At 59.8% G+C, this 16,895-nt stretch carries 14 protein-coding genes and 2 tRNA genes; 12 read left to right on the top strand and 4 right to left on the bottom strand.

Features of this window, described 5'->3' with window-relative positions; translation table 11 throughout:
• Positions 1–34: 34 nt before the first annotated feature.
• Together IE093_RS09540 and IE093_RS09535 are read left to right on the top strand one after the other, a co-directional pair.
• A tRNA-Ala gene (locus tag IE093_RS09540) sits at positions 35–110 on the top strand.
• Positions 111–134: 24 nt separating this feature from the next.
• Positions 135–210 (top strand) — tRNA-Glu (locus tag IE093_RS09535).
• A gap of 611 nt (positions 211–821) precedes the next feature.
• On the opposite strand, the gene gltA is transcribed toward IE093_RS09535, so the two are convergent.
• On the bottom strand, positions 822–2,108 hold the full coding sequence (gene gltA, locus IE093_RS09530; protein WP_189468533.1) for a citrate synthase: 1,287 nt from the start codon (positions 2,106–2,108) through the stop codon (positions 822–824).
• Between the two features lie 405 nt (positions 2,109–2,513).
• On the opposite strand from gltA, the gene sdhC reads away from it, so the two are divergent.
• From sdhC to IE093_RS09480, 10 genes are all read left to right on the top strand, one after another.
• On the top strand, positions 2,514–2,891 hold the full coding sequence (gene sdhC, locus IE093_RS09525) for a succinate dehydrogenase, cytochrome b556 subunit (protein WP_189468531.1): 378 nt from the start codon (positions 2,514–2,516) through the stop codon (positions 2,889–2,891).
• Positions 2,885–3,232 carry a succinate dehydrogenase, hydrophobic membrane anchor protein gene (gene sdhD, locus IE093_RS09520; protein WP_189468529.1) on the top strand — a complete coding sequence of 116 codons (348 nt, stop codon included), beginning with the start codon at positions 2,885–2,887 and terminating at the stop codon, positions 3,230–3,232. The genes sdhC and sdhD overlap by 7 nt, the downstream gene beginning before the upstream one ends.
• A gap of 3 nt (positions 3,233–3,235) precedes the next feature.
• Complete coding sequence (gene sdhA / locus IE093_RS09515) at positions 3,236–5,008, top strand: succinate dehydrogenase flavoprotein subunit (RefSeq protein ID WP_189468528.1); 1,773 nt, start codon at positions 3,236–3,238, stop codon at positions 5,006–5,008.
• A 10-nt stretch (positions 5,009–5,018) separates the two neighbouring features.
• On the top strand, positions 5,019–5,729 hold the full coding sequence (locus IE093_RS09510) for a succinate dehydrogenase iron-sulfur subunit (protein WP_189468526.1): 711 nt from the start codon (positions 5,019–5,021) through the stop codon (positions 5,727–5,729).
• 269 nt (positions 5,730–5,998) lie between these two features.
• Complete coding sequence (locus IE093_RS09505; RefSeq protein ID WP_189468524.1) at positions 5,999–8,833, top strand: 2-oxoglutarate dehydrogenase E1 component; 2,835 nt, start codon at positions 5,999–6,001, stop codon at positions 8,831–8,833.
• A 41-nt stretch (positions 8,834–8,874) separates the two neighbouring features.
• Positions 8,875–10,452, top strand: coding sequence for a 2-oxoglutarate dehydrogenase complex dihydrolipoyllysine-residue succinyltransferase (gene odhB / locus IE093_RS09500; RefSeq protein ID WP_189468522.1), 1,578 nt, complete (start codon positions 8,875–8,877; stop codon positions 10,450–10,452).
• A gap of 53 nt (positions 10,453–10,505) precedes the next feature.
• Positions 10,506–11,945, top strand: a complete 1,440-nt coding sequence (lpdA, locus tag IE093_RS09495) for a dihydrolipoyl dehydrogenase (protein ID WP_189468520.1) — start codon at positions 10,506–10,508, stop codon at positions 11,943–11,945.
• A 157-nt stretch (positions 11,946–12,102) separates the two neighbouring features.
• Positions 12,103–13,269, top strand: a complete 1,167-nt coding sequence (gene sucC, locus IE093_RS09490) for an ADP-forming succinate--CoA ligase subunit beta (protein ID WP_189468518.1) — start codon at positions 12,103–12,105, stop codon at positions 13,267–13,269.
• A complete protein-coding gene (gene sucD / locus IE093_RS09485) occupies positions 13,269–14,141 on the top strand; it encodes a succinate--CoA ligase subunit alpha (protein WP_189468516.1) in 873 nt (290 codons plus the stop codon). Before sucC ends, sucD begins: the two co-directional genes overlap by 1 nt.
• A gap of 142 nt (positions 14,142–14,283) precedes the next feature.
• Positions 14,284–15,150 (top strand): urea carboxylase-associated family protein, encoded by an 867-nt coding sequence (locus IE093_RS09480; RefSeq protein WP_189468514.1) that lies wholly within the window; start codon positions 14,284–14,286, stop codon positions 15,148–15,150.
• 10 nt (positions 15,151–15,160) lie between these two features.
• On the opposite strand, the gene siaD is transcribed toward IE093_RS09480, so the two are convergent.
• From siaD to siaB, 3 genes are read right to left on the bottom strand one after another with little or no spacing between them, the layout of a single operon-like run.
• A complete protein-coding gene (siaD, locus tag IE093_RS09475) occupies positions 15,161–15,955 on the bottom strand; it encodes a biofilm regulation diguanylate cyclase SiaD (protein WP_189468512.1) in 795 nt (264 codons plus the stop codon).
• The gene (siaC, locus tag IE093_RS09470; protein WP_189468510.1) at positions 15,952–16,341 is read right to left on the bottom strand and encodes a biofilm regulation phosphoprotein SiaC; all 390 of its coding nucleotides are present in this window, start codon (positions 16,339–16,341) and stop codon (positions 15,952–15,954) included. Before siaC ends, siaD begins: the two co-directional genes overlap by 4 nt.
• 20 nt (positions 16,342–16,361) lie before the next feature.
• On the bottom strand, positions 16,362–16,895 hold the full coding sequence (gene siaB, locus IE093_RS09465) for a biofilm regulation protein kinase SiaB (RefSeq protein WP_189468508.1): 534 nt from the start codon (positions 16,893–16,895) through the stop codon (positions 16,362–16,364).

Raw genomic sequence — 16,895 nt, 5'->3', positions numbered from 1 at the left:
AATCAGTAATATGCGCTCCGTCTTCACGAGATGTGGGGCCTTAGCTCAGCTGGGAGAGCGCAACACTGGCAGTGTTGAGGTCAGCGGTTCGATCCCGCTAGGCTCCACCAATTCTCGTCTTCGATGACAGATGCGTCCCATTCGTCTAGTGGTCTAGGACACCGCCCTTTCACGGCGGGAACAGGGGTTCGAACCCCCTATGGGACGCCACTCACTCACCCTGGCTCCCGGGGTGTACCAAAGACGCCTGAGGCGTCTTTTTTTGTCGCTGCCGATTAGATTTCTCATACCCGAATCCAGCGCCGTTTCTCTATCTCCTGTGGAAGCTGCGTAGGCAGATTTTCCCCCTGTTACCCTTGACATGCCTTTCAAGTTGTCCACGTCGAAGCGTTTGGCGACGAGGCTTGTGCACAAGCCTGAGATGAGCCGCGTGGCTGTGGGCTCTGTGAAATATATCGTTTAAAATCAATGAGTTATTTTTGATTAAAAAATGATCAATCTAAGCGTAACCCGCTTGTCACGGTGATTGATGAGGGTTTTCTCAGGGTTTTGAACAGGGTTATCCACAGAAAGTGTGGAAAACGAAATATACCCGGAGCGAGCGGCCAAAACGGGGGCTGGCCTTGTTGTGATGCAGCATGAAATCGACGGATTCGTGATCACAAGGATGGGGGTGGGGAGGAAAAAAGGATGAGCGGTATCAGACTTCGGTAGCGCTGCCGAGAGGCGATCGTGGCAGACATGAGCAGGTTGTGTTCCTGACCCGCGATAAGGTTATCCAGAAAACGAACGAGGCCGCCCGTGGGCGGCCTCGTAAGCTATCACTTGGCGGGGTAGTCGCGCTGAGTGTGGCCAGTGTAGAGCTGGCGTGGGCGACCGATCTTGTAATCGCCGCTGATCATCTCGTTCCAGTGCGAGATCCAGCCGATGGTACGGGAAACGGCGAAAATCACCGTGAACATGTTGGTGGGGATGCCGATCGCCTTGAGGATAATGCCCGAATAGAAGTCGACGTTGGGATAGAGCTTGCGTTCGACGAAGTACTCGTCTTCCAAGGCGATCTGTTCGAGGCGCTTGGCAATCTTGAGCTGTGGATCGTCGGCCATACCCAGTTCGCTCAGCACCTCGTCGCAAGTTTCCTTCATCACCTTGGCGCGGGGGTCGAAGTTGCGATACACGCGATGGCCGAAGCCCATCAGGCGGAACGGATCATCCTTGTCCTTGGCACGGTCAATGAAGCGTTGAATGTTCTCCTCGGACTCATCGCCGATCTCGTCGAGCATATTGAGCACCGCCTCGTTGGCGCCGCCGTGCGCCGGTCCCCACAGGGCGGCAATGCCGGCGCTGATACAGGCGAACGGGTTGGCCCCAGTGGAACCGGCCAGACGCACCGTGGAGGTGGAGGCGTTCTGTTCGTGGTCGGCGTGGAGCATGAAGATTCGGTCGATGGCCTTGGCGAAGACCGGGTTGATCTTGTACTCCTCGCACGGGTTGCTGAACATCATGTAGAGGAAGTTTTCCGCATAGCTCAGGTTGTTACGCGGATAGTTGAACGGCTGGCCGATGTTATACTTGTAGCTCATCGCCGCCAGAGTGGGCATCTTGGCGATCAGGCGAATGGCGCTGATGAATCGATCTTCATCGCGTGTAATGTCCAGGTGGTCGTGATAGAAGGCCGCGAGGCCGCCGACCACGCCGCACAGGATGGCCATGGGGTGGGCGTCGCGACGGAAGCCTTTGTAGAAATTGGCCAACTGCTCATGAACCATGGTGTGGTTGCGAATGGTCCTCTCGAACTTGGCGTACTCGTCTGCGGACGGAAGTTCGCCGTTGAGCAGTAGATAGGAGAGTTCGACGAAATTGGAGTGATTGGCCAACTGGTCGATGGGGTAGCCACGGTGCAACAAGACACCCTTGGCGCCATCGATGTAGGTAATGGCGGATTGGCAGGAGGATGTGGCCATGAAGCCGGGATCATAAGTGAAGAGGCCTTCGGCGGTCAGGCCTCGGACGTCGATGACGTCGGGACCGACAGTGCCGGAATAGACAGGAAACTCGATTACCTTGTCTAGCCCTTCGATCGTCAACTGTGCTTTCCTGTCAGCCATGCTGGCCTCCTATATATGTATCTGGTGTCAGGCGATAAGTCGTTGTCTCGCTTGCCATGCCGGCGAAAAGGTTCGCCCACTATAGAAGCGTCCCGGCGATTGTCAATTAGCCCATGGGGCAGTTGTCTTGTACGGGGCGTGGGGTCTTTTACAAGGTTTGTATAATAGATGATGCTTTGCACCATTGTCCCCCTTTCCCGGCGTCGGTCAAGACAATGCGATGGTCGTATCTCGACTTCTTCGATTTGTCATGATTGACCCTAGTCCCTATAATCCACCCCGCGCGACTGGCAGGAACGAAGGTCGTGCCGACTTGGCAGACGGCCGAGCCCTTCCTCAAAACCACCGCCCGCTCGGGCCTAGCCCGATGCACACAGAGCGGGCCAAGAGAGTGTGTAAAGAGCCGTGAATAGCAAACGACCCGTAAACCTAGATCTCACCACGATCAAATTCCCTCTTCCGGCGCTGACGTCGATTGCCCACCGCATCACTGGCATCATCCTCTTCATCGGTCTGATCTTCGCCTTCTGGGCGCTCGACAAGTCGCTTTCCTCTCCGCAGGGATTCGCGGCAGTGAGTGACGCCTTGGCGAACAACATTCTGGTCAAGCTGATTGCCTGGGGGCTGTTGTCCGCCTTGGCATATCACTTCGTGGCCGGCATCAAGCATCTACTGATGGATATCGATATCGGCGTGACCCTGGAAAGCGGCGTGCGCAAAGCGCAGATCACCGTGGTGGTCAGTGCCGTTCTGGTGATTCTGGCAGGAGTCTGGGTATGGTAACCAACATCACGAACTTCGGTCGCAGCGGGCTTTCCGACTGGTTGATCCAGCGCATCTCGGCGATCATTCTCGCGCTCTACACTCTCTTCATCGTCGTCTATCTGCTGCTCAACCCGGGGCTGGATTACGCCACCTGGAGTGGATTGTTCGCCCAGACCTGGATGCGCATCTTCTCGCTGTTGGCTTTCGTTTCCATGGCGGCGCATGCCTGGATTGGTCTATGGACGGTGACCACTGACTATCTCAAGCACACCGGGATCCGTCTCGCTGTCCAAACCACCATCATTCTGGCCATCTTTGTCTTTCTGGTGTGGGGCATTCAAGTCCTGTGGGGAGCCTGATTCATGTCTAACATGCGTAGCCTGACCTTTGACGCAATCATCATCGGTGGCGGTGGCTCCGGCCTGCGTGCCGCTCTGGAGCTTGCCAAGTCCGGCAAGAAGACCGCCGTCCTGTCCAAGGTGTTCCCGACTCGCTCGCACACCGTTTCTGCCCAAGGTGGCATTACCTGTGCCATCGCCTCCGCCGACCCCAATGACGATTGGCGCTGGCACATGTACGACACCGTAAAAGGTGGCGACTACATCACCGACCAGGATGCCGCGGAGTATATGTGCTCCGAAGGTCCCAAGTCGGTGTTCGAGCTCGAACACATGGGCCTGCCGTTCTCACGCTTCGACAATGGCCGTATCTACCAGCGTCCCTTCGGTGGTCAGTCCAAGGACTACGGCAAGGGCGGGCAGGCGGCTCGTACCTGTGCCGCCGCTGACCGTACCGGTCATGCCTTGCTGCACACGCTCTACCAGAACAACCTGAAGAACCACACCACCTTCCTCAACGAGTGGTATGCGGTCGACCTGGTCAAGAATGCCAACGGTGATGTGGTGGGCTGCATCGCGCTGTGCATCGAAACCGGTGAAGTGGTCCACGTCAAGGCCAAGGCCACGGTGCTGGCCACCGGCGGGGCGGGGCGCATCTACGCCTCCACCACCAATGCCCTGATCAATACCGGTGATGGTATCGGCATGGCGCTGCGTGCCGGCTTCCCGATGCAAGACATGGAGATGTGGCAGTTCCACCCCACTGGTATCTACGGCGCGGGTGTGCTGGTCACCGAGGGCTGTCGAGGCGAGGGCGGCTACCTGATCAACAAGGATGGCGAGCGCTTCATGGAGCGCTACGCGCCGAATGCCAAGGACCTGGCCGGTCGCGACGTGGTGGCCCGTTCCATGGTCATGGAGATCCTCGAAGGGCGTGGTTGCGGAGAGAAGGGCGACCACGTCTACCTCAAGCTCGACCACCTTGGTGAAGAGGTCCTCGGCAAGCGCCTGCCCGGCATCGTCGAGCTGTCCAAGACCTTCGCCCATGCCGACCCGGCCAAGGAACCGATTCCGGTGGTGCCGACCTGTCACTATATGATGGGTGGAATTCCCACCAACGTGCATGGTCAGGCAATCATGCAGGATGTCGATGGCAAGGATCACATCGTCAACGGTCTGTTCGCTTGCGGCGAGGCGGCTTGCGTTTCGGTGCACGGTGCCAACCGCTTGGGCGGCAACTCGCTGCTCGACCTGGTGGTATTCGGTCGTGCCGCCGGTATGTTCATCGAAAGCGCCCTCAACGAAGGCATCGAATACCTGGATGCTTCAGAGTCCGATGTTGACGCGGCGATGGCACGCATGAGCCGTTGGAACGAGTCCGGTGGCGGCGAGTCGGTGCCATCCCTCAAGGCTGAGCTGCAGGACATCATGCAGACGTCCTTCGGTGTGTTCCGTCAGGAAGACAACATGCAGGAAGGGGTCAAGAAACTGGCCGAGCTGCGTGGGCGGATCGGCGAAGCGCACCTGGCCGACAAGTCGAACGCCTTCAATACCGCTCGCGTGGAAGCGCTGGAGCTCGACAACCTGATGGAAGTGGCCGAAGCTACCGCGATTGCCGCGCTGGAGCGTAAGGAAAGCCGTGGTGCCCATTCCCGCTACGACTATCCGGACCGTGACGATGTCAACTGGCTGAAGCACTCGATGTACTTCCCGACCGAGAAGAGGGTGGGCAAGCGCGACGTCAACTTCAAGCCCAAGACCGTCGACACCTTCGAGCCGAAAGTCCGCACTTATTAAGGGGGTCACGATGTCCGTGCTTCAGGTATCCGTATACCGGTACAACCCGGAAACCGACTCCGCGCCTTACATGCAGGAGTTCCAGATTGACACACATGGCCGCGACCTGATGGTCCTGAACGTCCTTGAGCTGATCAAGGAGCAGGACAGCTCGATGGCCTACCGTCGCAGTTGCCGCGAAGGCGTGTGCGGTTCCGACGGCATGAATATGAACGGTAAGAATGGCTTGGCCTGTATCACCCCGTTGTCCGAGGTGGTCAAGAGCAATAAGCTGGTACTACGCCCTCTGCCCGGTCTGCCAGTGGTCCGCGATCTGGTGGTCGACATGGGGATCTTCTACAAGCAGTACGAGCGTATCCAGCCGTACCTGCAGAACGATGAGCCGGCACCGGCCATCGAGCGCCTACAGTCGCCAGAGGACCGCGACAAGCTCGACGGTCTCTACGAGTGCATCTTGTGCGCTTGCTGCTCGACCTCTTGCCCATCTTTCTGGTGGAACCCGGATAAGTTCGTTGGTCCGGCCGGCTTGCTGCAAGCTTATCGCTTCCTGGCGGATTCGCGCGATACCGCGACACGCGAGCGCCTGTCCGATCTCGAGGATCCGTTCTCGGTGTTCCGCTGCCGCGGTATCATGAATTGCGTGGCGGTATGTCCCAAGGGGCTCAATCCAACCCGAGCAATTGGCAAGATTCGCGAAATGCTGCTGGCCAATGCCACTTAAATCGTGGCGCCTGCCTTGCTATCATGTACGCCGGCTTTCGGCTGTGGCCAAGTGTCGCAGCCGGGCCCGGCCCAGTTGTCGAGAGCCGGTGCCTTGCGCACCGGCTCTCGACGATGGGTGGCAAGGCTCGCGGGTCATACGTGTCACGACCCGTTGCGGAGTCCGCCGGTTATCCATATTAGCCCTTCCGGCAGGGCACCAGAAACGCCCGATGCGGCGATGCCGTATCCGGCGCCGACAACACCCCATCAGTGTAGGGTGACCGAGAGATGCAAGAAGGCATAATGGAGTTGATGTGGCGCTCTTCCCACGTGAGTGGTGGCAATGCCCACTATGTGGAAGCGCTTTACGAACAGTACCTCGTCGATCCCAATGCTGTCCCTGACGAATGGCGCAACTATTTCGATCAATTGCCCCGTCCCGATGGCAGCTCCTCCCACGATATTCCCCTGACCCCGATTCGCGACCAGTTCTACCAGCTCGGCAAGAACCGACGCGCTACCCAGGCTGCAACGGCCACCGACAGCGATGAGAGCAAGAAGCAGGTCCGGGTTCTCCAGCTGATCAACGCCTATCGCTTCCGCGGCCATCAGAAAGCCGATATTGACCCCCTCAAGCTGCGTGCTCAGGTACCGGTTCCCGACCTCGACCTCTCTTTCCATCAGCTTTCGTCCGCTGACCTGGATACCGAATTCCAGACCGGTTCCTTCTTCCTGGGTAAGGACAAGGCGCCGCTCAAGGAAATCGTCGACGCCCTGGAGCAAACCTATTGTCGCTCCATCGGCTGCGAGATCATGCACATCGTCGACACCGAGGAGAAGCGCTGGCTGCAACAGCGGTTCGAGTCGGTACGCTCGAAGCCGAAATTCAGCAATGAGGTGCGCAAGCACGTGCTGGAGCGGCTGACCGCGGCAGAGGGACTGGAGAACTACCTGGCCTCCAAGTACCCGGGTACCAAACGCTTTGGCCTCGAAGGTGGTGAGTCCTTCATCCCGATGATGGACGAGATCATTCAGCGTGCTGGTGGCTACGGCACCAAGGAAGTGGTCATTGGCATGGCCCACCGTGGCCGTCTCAACCTGCTGGTCAACCTCCTCGGCAAGAGCCCGTCCGAGTTGATCGAGGAGTTCGATGGCAAGAAAGTGATCGAGCAGGGGTCGGGGGACGTCAAGTACCACCAGGGGTTCAGTTCCAACGTCATGACGCCGGGGGGGGAAGTTCACCTGGCGCTGGCCTTCAACCCCTCGCACCTGGAGATCGTTTCGCCGGTGGTCGAGGGCTCGGTACGGGCCCGTCAGGATCGTCGTGACGACAACGACGGTGACAAGGTACTGCCGATCAATGTGCATGGCGATGCCGCCTTTGCCGGACAGGGCGTGGTCATGGAGACATTCCAGATGTCCCAGACCCGCGCCTACAAGACCGGCGGCACGCTGCATATCGTCATCAACAACCAGGTGGGGTTCACGACGTCGCATCCGCAGGATACCCGTTCCACCGAGTACTGCACCGACATCGCCAAGATGGTTCAGGCGCCGATCTTCCACGTCAATGGCGATGACCCCGATGCCGTGCTCCACGCCACCCAGGTGGCTATCGATTATCGTCAGCAGTTCAAGCGTGACGTGGTCATCGACCTGGTCTGCTACCGTCGTCGCGGCCACAACGAGGCCGATGAGCCATCCGGCACCCAGCCGATGATGTACCAGAAGATCAAGAGCCATCCCTCGTCGCGTGCGCTGTATGCCAAGCGCCTGGTCGAAGAGGGCGTGCTTTCCGAGCAGGAGGCCGAGGCCCTGATCGAGACTTACCGCGACGACCTCCTTGCCGGCAATCATGTTGCCAATGCCCTGGTCAAGGAGCCCAACAAGTCGCTGTTCGTCGATTGGGCACCGTACCTCGGTCATGAGTGGACCGGCGATGCCGATACCACCGTCGACATGAAGCGCATGCAACAGCTTGCCGCCAAGATGTGCGAGGTCCCCAACGGCATCCAGGTACAGCGTCAGGTGGCCAAGATCTACGAGGACCGCCGCAAGATGCAGGCCGGCGGCATGGCGCTCAACTGGGGTTTCGCCGAGACCCTGGCCTACGCCACGTTGCTCGACCAGGGGCATCCGATTCGCATCACCGGCCAGGACTCGGGGCGTGGTACTTTCTCCCACCGTCATGCCGTGGTGCACAATCAGAAAGACGGCAGCACCTATGTGCCGCTCGAGCATATCAAGGATGGCCAACCACGCTTCACCATCCACGATTCCTTCCTCTCGGAAGAGGCGGTGCTGGCCTTCGAATATGGCTATGCCACCACCATGCCCAACGCGCTGATCGTCTGGGAGGCGCAGTTCGGCGACTTCTTCAACGGCGCTCAGGTCGTTGTCGATCAGTTCATCTCCTCCGGCGAAACCAAGTGGGGACGTCTGTGTGGGTTGACGCTGTTGTTGCCGCATGGCTATGAGGGACAAGGGCCGGAGCACTCCTCGGCACGCCTCGAGCGTTTCCTGCAATTGTGCGCCGAGCACAACATGCAGGTCTGTGTGCCGACCACCCCTGCGCAGATCTTCCATCTGCTGCGTCGTCAGGTGATTCGCCCGCTGAGAAAGCCGCTGGTGGTGATGTCGCCCAAGAGCCTACTGCGCCACAAGGAGGCCACCTCGACCCTGGAGGAACTGGCTCACGGCAAGTTCCAGATGGTGCTGTCGGACCAGGGCAATCTCGATGCCGAGAAGGTCAAGCGCGTGGTGTTGTGCGCCGGCAAGGTCTACTACGACCTGGCTGCCTATCGCAGCGGAAACGAGCGTGCGGATACCGCCATCGTGCGTCTCGAGCAGCTCTACCCCTTCCCCAAGGAGGAGCTTTACGAGGTACTCAAGGCTTACACCAACCTGGAGCAGATAGTGTGGTGTCAGGAAGAGCCGCTCAACCAGGGAGCCTGGTACCAGAGTCAGCACCACATGCGCGTGGTCGCCGACATGCTGAGCGACGGTCTGGGCCATGGGCTCAAGTTCGCCGGTCGACCGGCATCGGCCGCCCCTGCATCGGGCTATATGTCCGTTCATGTCGAACAGCAGCGCCAACTGGTGGATGACGCCTTCAACGCCTGAGGCGTCCCACCGGACGAGAGAGAACATACAAGGGAAACGAAATGGCTACCGAGATCAAAGCGCCAACCTTTCCAGAATCCGTTGCCGAAGGCAGCGTGGCCGCTTGGCACAAACAGCCCGGCGACAGTGTTGAGCGCGACGAACTGATCGTCGAAATCGAGACCGACAAGGTCGTGCTCGAGGTAGTGGCGCCGGAAGCCGGCACGCTGTCCGAGATCAAGGCGCAAGAGGGCGATACCGTCCAATCCGAGCAGATTCTGGGCGTACTGGGTGCCGGCGCTGCCAAGTCCGGCGCCGCTAACAAGGCCAAGCCCAAGGCAGAAGCGGTGTCCGAGAACAAGAGCGAGGCCACTGCCAACAAGCCGGCAGCCGGAAACAAACCGGCTGTTGCCGGCAAGACATATGAGGTCAAGGCACCGACCTTTCCGGAATCCATTCAGGAAGGCACGGTGGCTACCTGGCACAAGCAAGTTGGTGAAGCGGTCAAGCGCGACGAGGTGCTGGCCGACATCGAAACCGACAAGGTAGTGCTGGAAGTCGTTGCGCCGGCCGATGGCGCGCTGACCGAGATCAAGGTCGAGGAAGGCTCTCAGGTCGAATCCGAAGCCATCCTGGCGACGTTCGCCGAAGGGGCGGGCGGTGACGCGGCTGCAGACGAAGCACAACCGGCAGTTGAGGCCAAGGCCGAAGAGGGTGGCGACGAGAAGATCGGTGACCGGATCCTGGCCCCGGCGGCCCGCAAGCTGGTTGCCGAGCACAACCTCGATGTGAACAAGATCGAGGGTACCGGCAAGGGGGGGCGAATCCTCAAGGAAGACGTTCAGCGAGCCTTCGAGTCGGGCAGTGCCAAGAAGTCTGCCAATAAGCCTGCCGCAGCACCTCAGGCAGCTGTTGCGGCAGCCCCGGCCATCGAGGGCGAACGTCCCGAAAAGCGCGTGCCGATGAGCCGGCTACGCCAGACCATCGCCAAGCGCCTGGTACAGGCCCAGCAGACCGCAGCCATGCTGACCACCTACAACGAGGTGGACATGGGAGCGGTAATGGAGATGCGCGCCCAGTACAAGGAAACCTTCCAGAAGGCCCACGACATCAAGCTCGGTTTCATGGGCTTCTTCGTCAAGGCAGCCAGCGAAGCGCTCAAGCGTTTCCCTGATGTCAATGCCTCAATCGACGGTGCCGATATCGTCTACCACGGCTATCAGGACATCGGCGTGGCCGTTTCCACTGACCGTGGCCTGGTAGTGCCGGTGCTGCGCGATACCGACAGCATGAAAATTGCCGATGTCGAGAAGTCAATTGTCGATTTCGGCAAGCGTGCCCGTGATGGCAAACTCGGCATCGATGAGATGCAGGGTGGTACTTTCACCATCACCAATGGCGGCATCTTCGGTTCACTGATGTCGACGCCGATTCTCAATCCGCCACAAACCGCGATTCTGGGCATGCACAAGATCCAGGACCGTCCTATGGCGGTGAACGGCAAGGTCGAGATCCGCCCCATGATGTACTTGGCATTGTCATATGATCACCGCATGATCGATGGCAAGGACGCGGTCCAGTTCCTGGTCACCATCAAGGAGCTGCTCGAGGACCCGGCACGCCTGCTGTTGGACATCTAAGCGTCGTTACGTCTGCAAACTCTCAAGCGAACCGGACTAACAGGAAGATTTTCATGGCCGATAAATTCGATGTGATCGTCATAGGTGCAGGCCCCGGAGGCTATGTGGCCGCCATTCGCGCCGCCCAACTGGGACTGAAGACCGCTTGTGTCGAAAAGTGGGTCAACAAGGAAGGCAAGACCGTGCATGGCGGTACCTGCCTGAACGTGGGTTGTATTCCTTCCAAGGCTCTCTTGGAGACCTCGCACAAGTTCGTCGAGGCTCGCGACCACTACAACGAGATTGGCATCGAGGTGGGAGAACTCGCTCCCAACGTTGCCAAGATGCTTGAATTCAAGGAAAAGGTCATCGCCAAGAATGTCGGCGGCATCAGCGCGCTGTTCAAGGCCAATGGCGTCACTGCCCTGGAGGGCACCGGTAAGGTGATTTCCAGCAAGCAGGTCGAGGTCACTGGGCATGATGGCGAGAAGGCCACCTACGAGACAGACAATATCGTCATCGCCTCTGGTTCGGTGCCGGTCGAGATCCCACCGACACCACTGACCGACGATCTGATCGTCGACTCCTCGGGAGCCTTGGAGTTCGCGGAGGTGCCCAAGCGCTTGGGGGTGATCGGTGCCGGTGTCATTGGCCTGGAGCTCGGCAGCGTGTGGAGCCGTCTAGGCAGCGAGGTCACCATGCTCGAGGCCATGGACACCTTCCTGCCGGCCGTCGACCAGACGATCGCCAAGGAAACCTTCAAGCTGCTCAAGAAGCAGGGCCTGGACATCAAGCTGGGCGCTCGCGTCACTGGCGCCGAGGTCAAGGGCACGGAAGTCGTGGTCAAGTACACCGACGCCAAGGGCGAGCAGGAAATCACCTTCGACAAGCTGATCGTCTGTGTTGGTCGCCGCCCTTACACCCAAGGCGTGCTGGGCGACGATGCCGGTGTCAAGCTCGATGAGCGTGGCTTCATCTTCGTTGACGACCAGTGCCGTACCAGCGTCCCTGGCATCTATGCCATCGGCGATTGCGTGCGCGGCCTGATGCTGGCCCACAAGGCATCCGAGGAAGGGGTAATGGTTGCCGACATCATCGCCGGCCACAAGGCCGAGATGAATTACGACGCCATTCCCAGCGTCATCTACACTGCTCCGGAAGTGGCCTGGGTGGGAATGACCGAGGAAGAAGCCAAGGCAGCGGGCATCGAGGTCAAGACCGGCTCCTTCCCGTTCGCCGCCAACGGCCGGGCTCTGGCCAACAACGCACCCGAAGGGATGGCCAAGATCGTTGCCGATGCCGAGACCGATCGGATCCTGGGCATGCACATCGTCAGTCAGCATGCCGGTGAACTGATTGCCCAGGGCGTGATCGCCATGGAGTTCGGCTCCAGCGCCGAAGATCTGGCGCTGACTTGCTACGCGCACCCGAGTACTTCGGAAGCCATTCACGAGGCGGCCCTCGCCGTCGATGGCCATGCCATCCACATGGCCAACCGCAAGAAGCGCAAGTAAGCCTTTCGCCAAGAGCTCATGCAACAACAAGCGCCACCCGCGGGTGGCGCAGCGTGCCCGGCCAAGTATCGGGCGCGAACGGGGGTGACCCGAGCGCACCATGTCGGTAGCGCTTGCGGTCATCGTTCGAGTCACATGCAACCAATGGCATGAATCGATGAACCTTCACGAGTATCAGGGCAAACAGCTGTTTGCCGATTATGGACTGCCGGTGTCCAAGGGCTTTGCCGTGGACACTCCTGAAGAAGCAGCCGAAGCCTGCAAGAAGATCGGCGGTGAGATGTGGGTCGTCAAGGCCCAGGTCCACGCCGGTGGTCGCGGCAAGGCCGGAGGCGTCAAGCTGATCAAGAGCCCGGAGGAGGCCAAGGCCTTCGCCGAGCAGTGGCTGGGCAAGAACCTGGTGACCTATCAGACCGACGAGAACGGTCAGCCGGTGGCCAAGATCCTGGTCGAGAACTGCACCGATATCGCCAGCGAGCTGTATCTGGGCGCCGTCGTCGATCGCACCACCCGTCGCGTGGTGTTCATGGCGTCCACCGAAGGCGGTGTGGAGATCGAGAAGGTCGCCGAGGAAACTCCCGAGAAGATTCTCAAGGCCGAGATCGACCCGCTGGTCGGCGCTCAGCCGTACCAGGCGCGTGAACTGGCCTTCGCCCTGGGCCTGAAAGGCGACCAGGTCAAGCAGTTCACCAAGATCTTCCTCGGACTGTCCAAGCTGTTCCACGACAAGGACCTGGCGCTGCTCGAGATCAATCCGCTGGTGATCACCGACGAAGGCAACCTGCACTGCCTCGACGCCAAGATCAACCTCGACAGCAACGCTCTGTATCGCCACCCGGATCTGCAGGCCATGCGCGACCCCTCTCAGGAGGACGAGCGCGAGGCCGAGGCTGCGGCGTGGGAACTCAACTACGTGGCGCTCGAAGGCAACATCGGCTGCATGGTCAACGGCGCTGGCCTGGCCATGGGCACCATGGACATCATCAAGCTCAACGGCGGTCAGCCGGCCAACTTCCTCGATGTCGGCGGCGGCGCCACCAAGGAGCGCGTAGCTGAGGCGTTCAAGCTCATTCTCTCCGATACCTCGGTGAAGGCCGTACTGGTCAACATCTTCGGCGGTATCGTGCGCTGCGACATGATCGCCGAGGGCATCATCGGTGCCGTCGAGCAGGTCGGCGTCAATGTGCCGGTGGTGGTGCGCCTCGAGGGCAACAACGCCGAGCTGGGTGCCGAGAAGCTGGCCTCCAGCGGTCTGAATATCATCGCTGCTACCAGCCTGACTGACGCGGCGCAGCAGGTCGTCAAAGCGGCGGAGGGCAAGTAATGAGCATCCTGATTGACAAGAACACCAAGGTCATCTGCCAGGGCTTCACCGGTGGCCAGGGGACCTTCCACTCCGAGCAGGCGATCGCCTATGGCACCCAAATGGTCGGTGGTGTGACGCCGGGCAAGGGTGGCCAGGAGCACCTGGGCCTGCCGGTGTTCAACACCGTCAAGGAAGCCGTCGAGAAGACCGGCGCCGAGGCCAGCGTGATCTACGTTCCGGCACCGTTCTGCAAGGATTCCATCCTCGAAGCCGCCAATGCCGGCATCAAGCTGATCGTATGCATCACCGAAGGCATCCCGACGCTGGACATGCTGGATGTCAAGGTCAAGTGCGACGAGCTGGGCGTGCGCCTGATCGGCCCCAACTGCCCGGGCGTGATCACGCCGGGCGAGAGCAAGATCGGCATCATGCCGGGCCATATCCACCAGCCTGGCAAGGTCGGCATCGTGTCGCGTTCCGGCACCCTGACCTATGAAGCGGTCAAGCAGACCACTGACCACGGCTTCGGTCAGTCCACCTGCGTGGGTATCGGCGGCGACCCGATTCCGGGCTCCAACTTCATCGACATTCTCGAGATGTTCGAGAAGGACCCGCAGACCGAGGCCATCGTGATGATCGGCGAGATCGGTGGTACCGCCGAGGAAGAGGCCGCCGCCTACATCAAGGCCAATGTCTCCAAGCCGGTGGTCTCCTACATCGCCGGCGTCACCGCACCTCCGGGCAAGCGCATGGGCCATGCCGGTGCCATCATCTCCGGTGGCAAGGGCACCGCGGACGAGAAGTTCGCCGCGTTGGAAGACGCTGGCGTGCGGACCGTGCGTTCCCTGGCCGAGATCGGCGATGCGCTGAAGGATGTCACTGGCTGGTAAGCCATGCCTTCCCGATACGCAAGCAAAAGGGCACCTTCGGGTGCCCTTTTTCGTAACTGGTATCGGCGGCCAAGCGTTGACGCTGTGCCCGGTATCATCCGCTAGACTGGGCTTTTCGTACTCGTCAACCAGGAGGCTTGTCATGGCCAAGGTACCCGCCGCCTACCAGGCGACAAAGGGCTCGGTGCTGGATGTCGATCGTGATTTCTATTCCCAGCTGACCGATCCTTCCGCTCGCACCCGCATCGACCAATTGACCGTGCCGATACGTGACGGTCGTGCCTGGCGAGTGCCGGCCGGCCATGTACTGCGGCTCTCCACCCAGGAGGGGCCCCAGGTTGGCGATTTCAACCTGTGGCATCTGCATAACCCACGCGAGCGCTTCTGGGCCTCGCGCACCCGTCAGTTGCAGCGTGCGCATGTTTCGACCTTCGATCGCCTGTGGTCGACGTTACCGTATCTGCGGCCGATGGCGACCATCATCGACGATACCCTGGCCGGCTATGGGGTGGATGAGGAGGGCGGACGGGTACACGATCTGCTCGGCACTCGCTGCGATCCCTACGTCAATCGGTTGCTCTCCGGCGAGGATTTTGACCACCACTGCCACTCGAATCTGGTACGGGCCGTGGCCCCTTTCGGGCTGACCGAGTTCGATGTGCATGACGTGCTCAACGTTTTCCAATGCACCGGACTCAACGAAGACGACCAGTATTTCATGAAGGCCTGCCCGGCGAGAGAGGGTGATTACTTCGAATTGTTCGCTGAGATCGACCTGCTATGCGCGCTTTCCTGCTGCCCAGGGGGCGATTTATCGGTGGACCTGTGGGGACCGAATGCCCGCGACCCGCTGACAACCTGTCACCCCATCGGGGTCGAAGTCTTCAAGCTCGATGATGACCTGCTGCAGGGTTGGCAGCAGCCGGAGTACGTCCCTTATCGTGGTGGTCATGGCATGCGTGGTCCCGATATCGACTGGAGGGCGGAAAAGGCAAGGCGATTCGGGTGATAGCTCCCGCTTACCCGTGACTGACACAGCAACGATCGCGTCCGCCGCGCTTGGCCCGCAACAGCGCCTGATCGGCGCGCAGGAGAGTCTCGCGGAGTGGATCTTCGCCGGCGCAGTGTTCGCTGAGTCCCGCACTGGCGGTGACCGATAGCGTCACATCGCCGACCACGATCGGGATCTTGGACAGGCGGCGGCGGAGTCGATCGACGATGGTGCGGCCTTCCTCGAGGTGGGTGTTGGCCAGCAACAGCAGGAACTCCTCGCCACCCCAGCGAGCGCATAGATCATAGTCGCGCAATTCCTGCTGGATGATATGAGCGATGGCCACTAGTACCTGGTCGCCCGTTTCATGACCATGGCGATCATTGATCTGCTTGAAGTGGTCGATATCGAGCATGGCCAAGGTATAACCCAGGCTACGGCGACCGGCATCATTCAAGTCTCGTTCCAGCCGTTCGCCGATCATGCGACGGTTGGGCAGCCCGGTCAGGGGATCGTGGGTCGAGTCCTGTTTGAGCGCGATGTTGTGTTCGCGCATGAGTTGCTGGAAACCGTCCGAAATGCGTGACAGCTTCTCCTGACGTCGGAGGGCCTTGTCGTAACGTTGGCGGACGGATAGATGATCCTCACGGGCGTAGCGCTGGTAATTGTCGGAAATACTGACCATGCGCTCGAGGCGGGCCTTCTCCTCGAGATGGTAGTGGTAAAGGAGTTCCAAGGCCTCGTGCAACGGATGCCGTGCATGGTTCGGGTCGGCGAGCAGCGACTCGATCCATGACAGTAATTCCGTTTCTTCACGTGTCATGTCTCTACCCGAGTCGGCGTGATCGCGAAAGGAAAGGTGCAATCTTCGCGAAACTCGTCGGCCAGTTCTGCGATTCGCTCGTTGCGCGGATCGTAGCGCCAGGTCACGCTGATTTCGCGCCCGCCGAGGTGTGCTTCCTCGAGAAGATCGAAGATATCCATCATGGCCTTGACCGAGCTGGTGTTGAGATAGACCAGCTCCAGTTCCAGCGAAAGCGGGCGTGATTCATGGCCGATGAAGTATTCGACCCAGCCGATGACCTGATCGAAGAGCTCATAGGAATTTTCAGGGTAGGAGTCGCCCTGCATGGTGAGGAGACCGGCCTGCCAATCGCTGCGGATGGCGGGGGTGGACTGGCTGCCGGGAATATTCAAATCGGTGGTCATATGATGCTTACTCGGCAGGATCAGATAGTGGCTGTCAGGCTAAAGAACCCGCGTCCATCGGGCAATGCCTTGAGCGAGGCCTGCATGGGTTGGCTGGACTTGCGGGCGATATCGAGCAGGCCCAGTCCTGCACCGGAGTTGGAGTCTTCGTCGCGAGGTTGGCGAAGCTGTTGTTTGTAGGCTTTCTTCAGCTCCTGTTTGTCGAGGTCAGCCAGTGTTTCGATGGTTGCGACCAGCTTCTCTCCGTCCTCGAGTTCGACGAGATTGCCGGCTGATACCATATAGTGCCCGTCCTCGTTCTTGGCCACCGCGACGGTGGCCGAGGCACTTTCTTCGTCGTATCCCTTGACGCGCGAGTAGTGGCGAATGTTCTGGGTCATTTCGATATAGGCAGCGAAGACATCCATTGCGGCGGAAGGTGTCGCCTGCTGAGAGTTCAGGTAATTGCGCAGGGCATTACCGATTTCTTCGATCAGGCTGCGTGAAATGGGGCCATTGAAGCACAGCATGATTCGCTGGCTGAGATAGCTTTCCCGCATGCTTAACAGGTCCAT

The sequence above is a fragment of the Litchfieldella qijiaojingensis genome (assembly GCF_014651875.1).
GTDB classification, from domain to species: Bacteria; Pseudomonadota; Gammaproteobacteria; order Pseudomonadales; family Halomonadaceae; genus Litchfieldella; species Litchfieldella qijiaojingensis.
Note: the sequence above shows the minus strand (reverse complement) of the source record. Positions and strands in the feature narration are given on the sequence as shown.

What these genes read in the sequence shown, in the direction of transcription:
- gltA (WP_189468533.1), bottom strand. Translation starts at nt 2,108, where the DNA reads ATGGCTGACAGGAAAGCACAGTTGACGATCGAAGGGCTAGACAAGGTA.
- sdhD (WP_189468529.1), top strand. Translation starts at nt 2,885, where the DNA reads ATGGTAACCAACATCACGAACTTCGGTCGCAGCGGGCTTTCCGACTGG.
- sdhA (WP_189468528.1), top strand. Translation starts at nt 3,236, where the DNA reads ATGTCTAACATGCGTAGCCTGACCTTTGACGCAATCATCATCGGTGGC.
- IE093_RS09510 (WP_189468526.1), top strand. Translation starts at nt 5,019, where the DNA reads ATGTCCGTGCTTCAGGTATCCGTATACCGGTACAACCCGGAAACCGAC.
- IE093_RS09505 (WP_189468524.1), top strand. Translation starts at nt 5,999, where the DNA reads ATGCAAGAAGGCATAATGGAGTTGATGTGGCGCTCTTCCCACGTGAGT.
- odhB (WP_189468522.1), top strand. Translation starts at nt 8,875, where the DNA reads ATGGCTACCGAGATCAAAGCGCCAACCTTTCCAGAATCCGTTGCCGAA.
- lpdA (WP_189468520.1), top strand. Translation starts at nt 10,506, where the DNA reads ATGGCCGATAAATTCGATGTGATCGTCATAGGTGCAGGCCCCGGAGGC.
- sucC (WP_189468518.1), top strand. Translation starts at nt 12,103, where the DNA reads ATGAACCTTCACGAGTATCAGGGCAAACAGCTGTTTGCCGATTATGGA.
- sucD (WP_189468516.1), top strand. Translation starts at nt 13,269, where the DNA reads ATGAGCATCCTGATTGACAAGAACACCAAGGTCATCTGCCAGGGCTTC.
- IE093_RS09480 (WP_189468514.1), top strand. Translation starts at nt 14,284, where the DNA reads ATGGCCAAGGTACCCGCCGCCTACCAGGCGACAAAGGGCTCGGTGCTG.
- siaD (WP_189468512.1), bottom strand. Translation starts at nt 15,955, where the DNA reads ATGACACGTGAAGAAACGGAATTACTGTCATGGATCGAGTCGCTGCTC.
- siaC (WP_189468510.1), bottom strand. Translation starts at nt 16,341, where the DNA reads ATGACCACCGATTTGAATATTCCCGGCAGCCAGTCCACCCCCGCCATC.
- siaB (WP_189468508.1), bottom strand. Translation starts at nt 16,895, where the DNA reads ATGGACCTGTTAAGCATGCGGGAAAGCTATCTCAGCCAGCGAATCATG.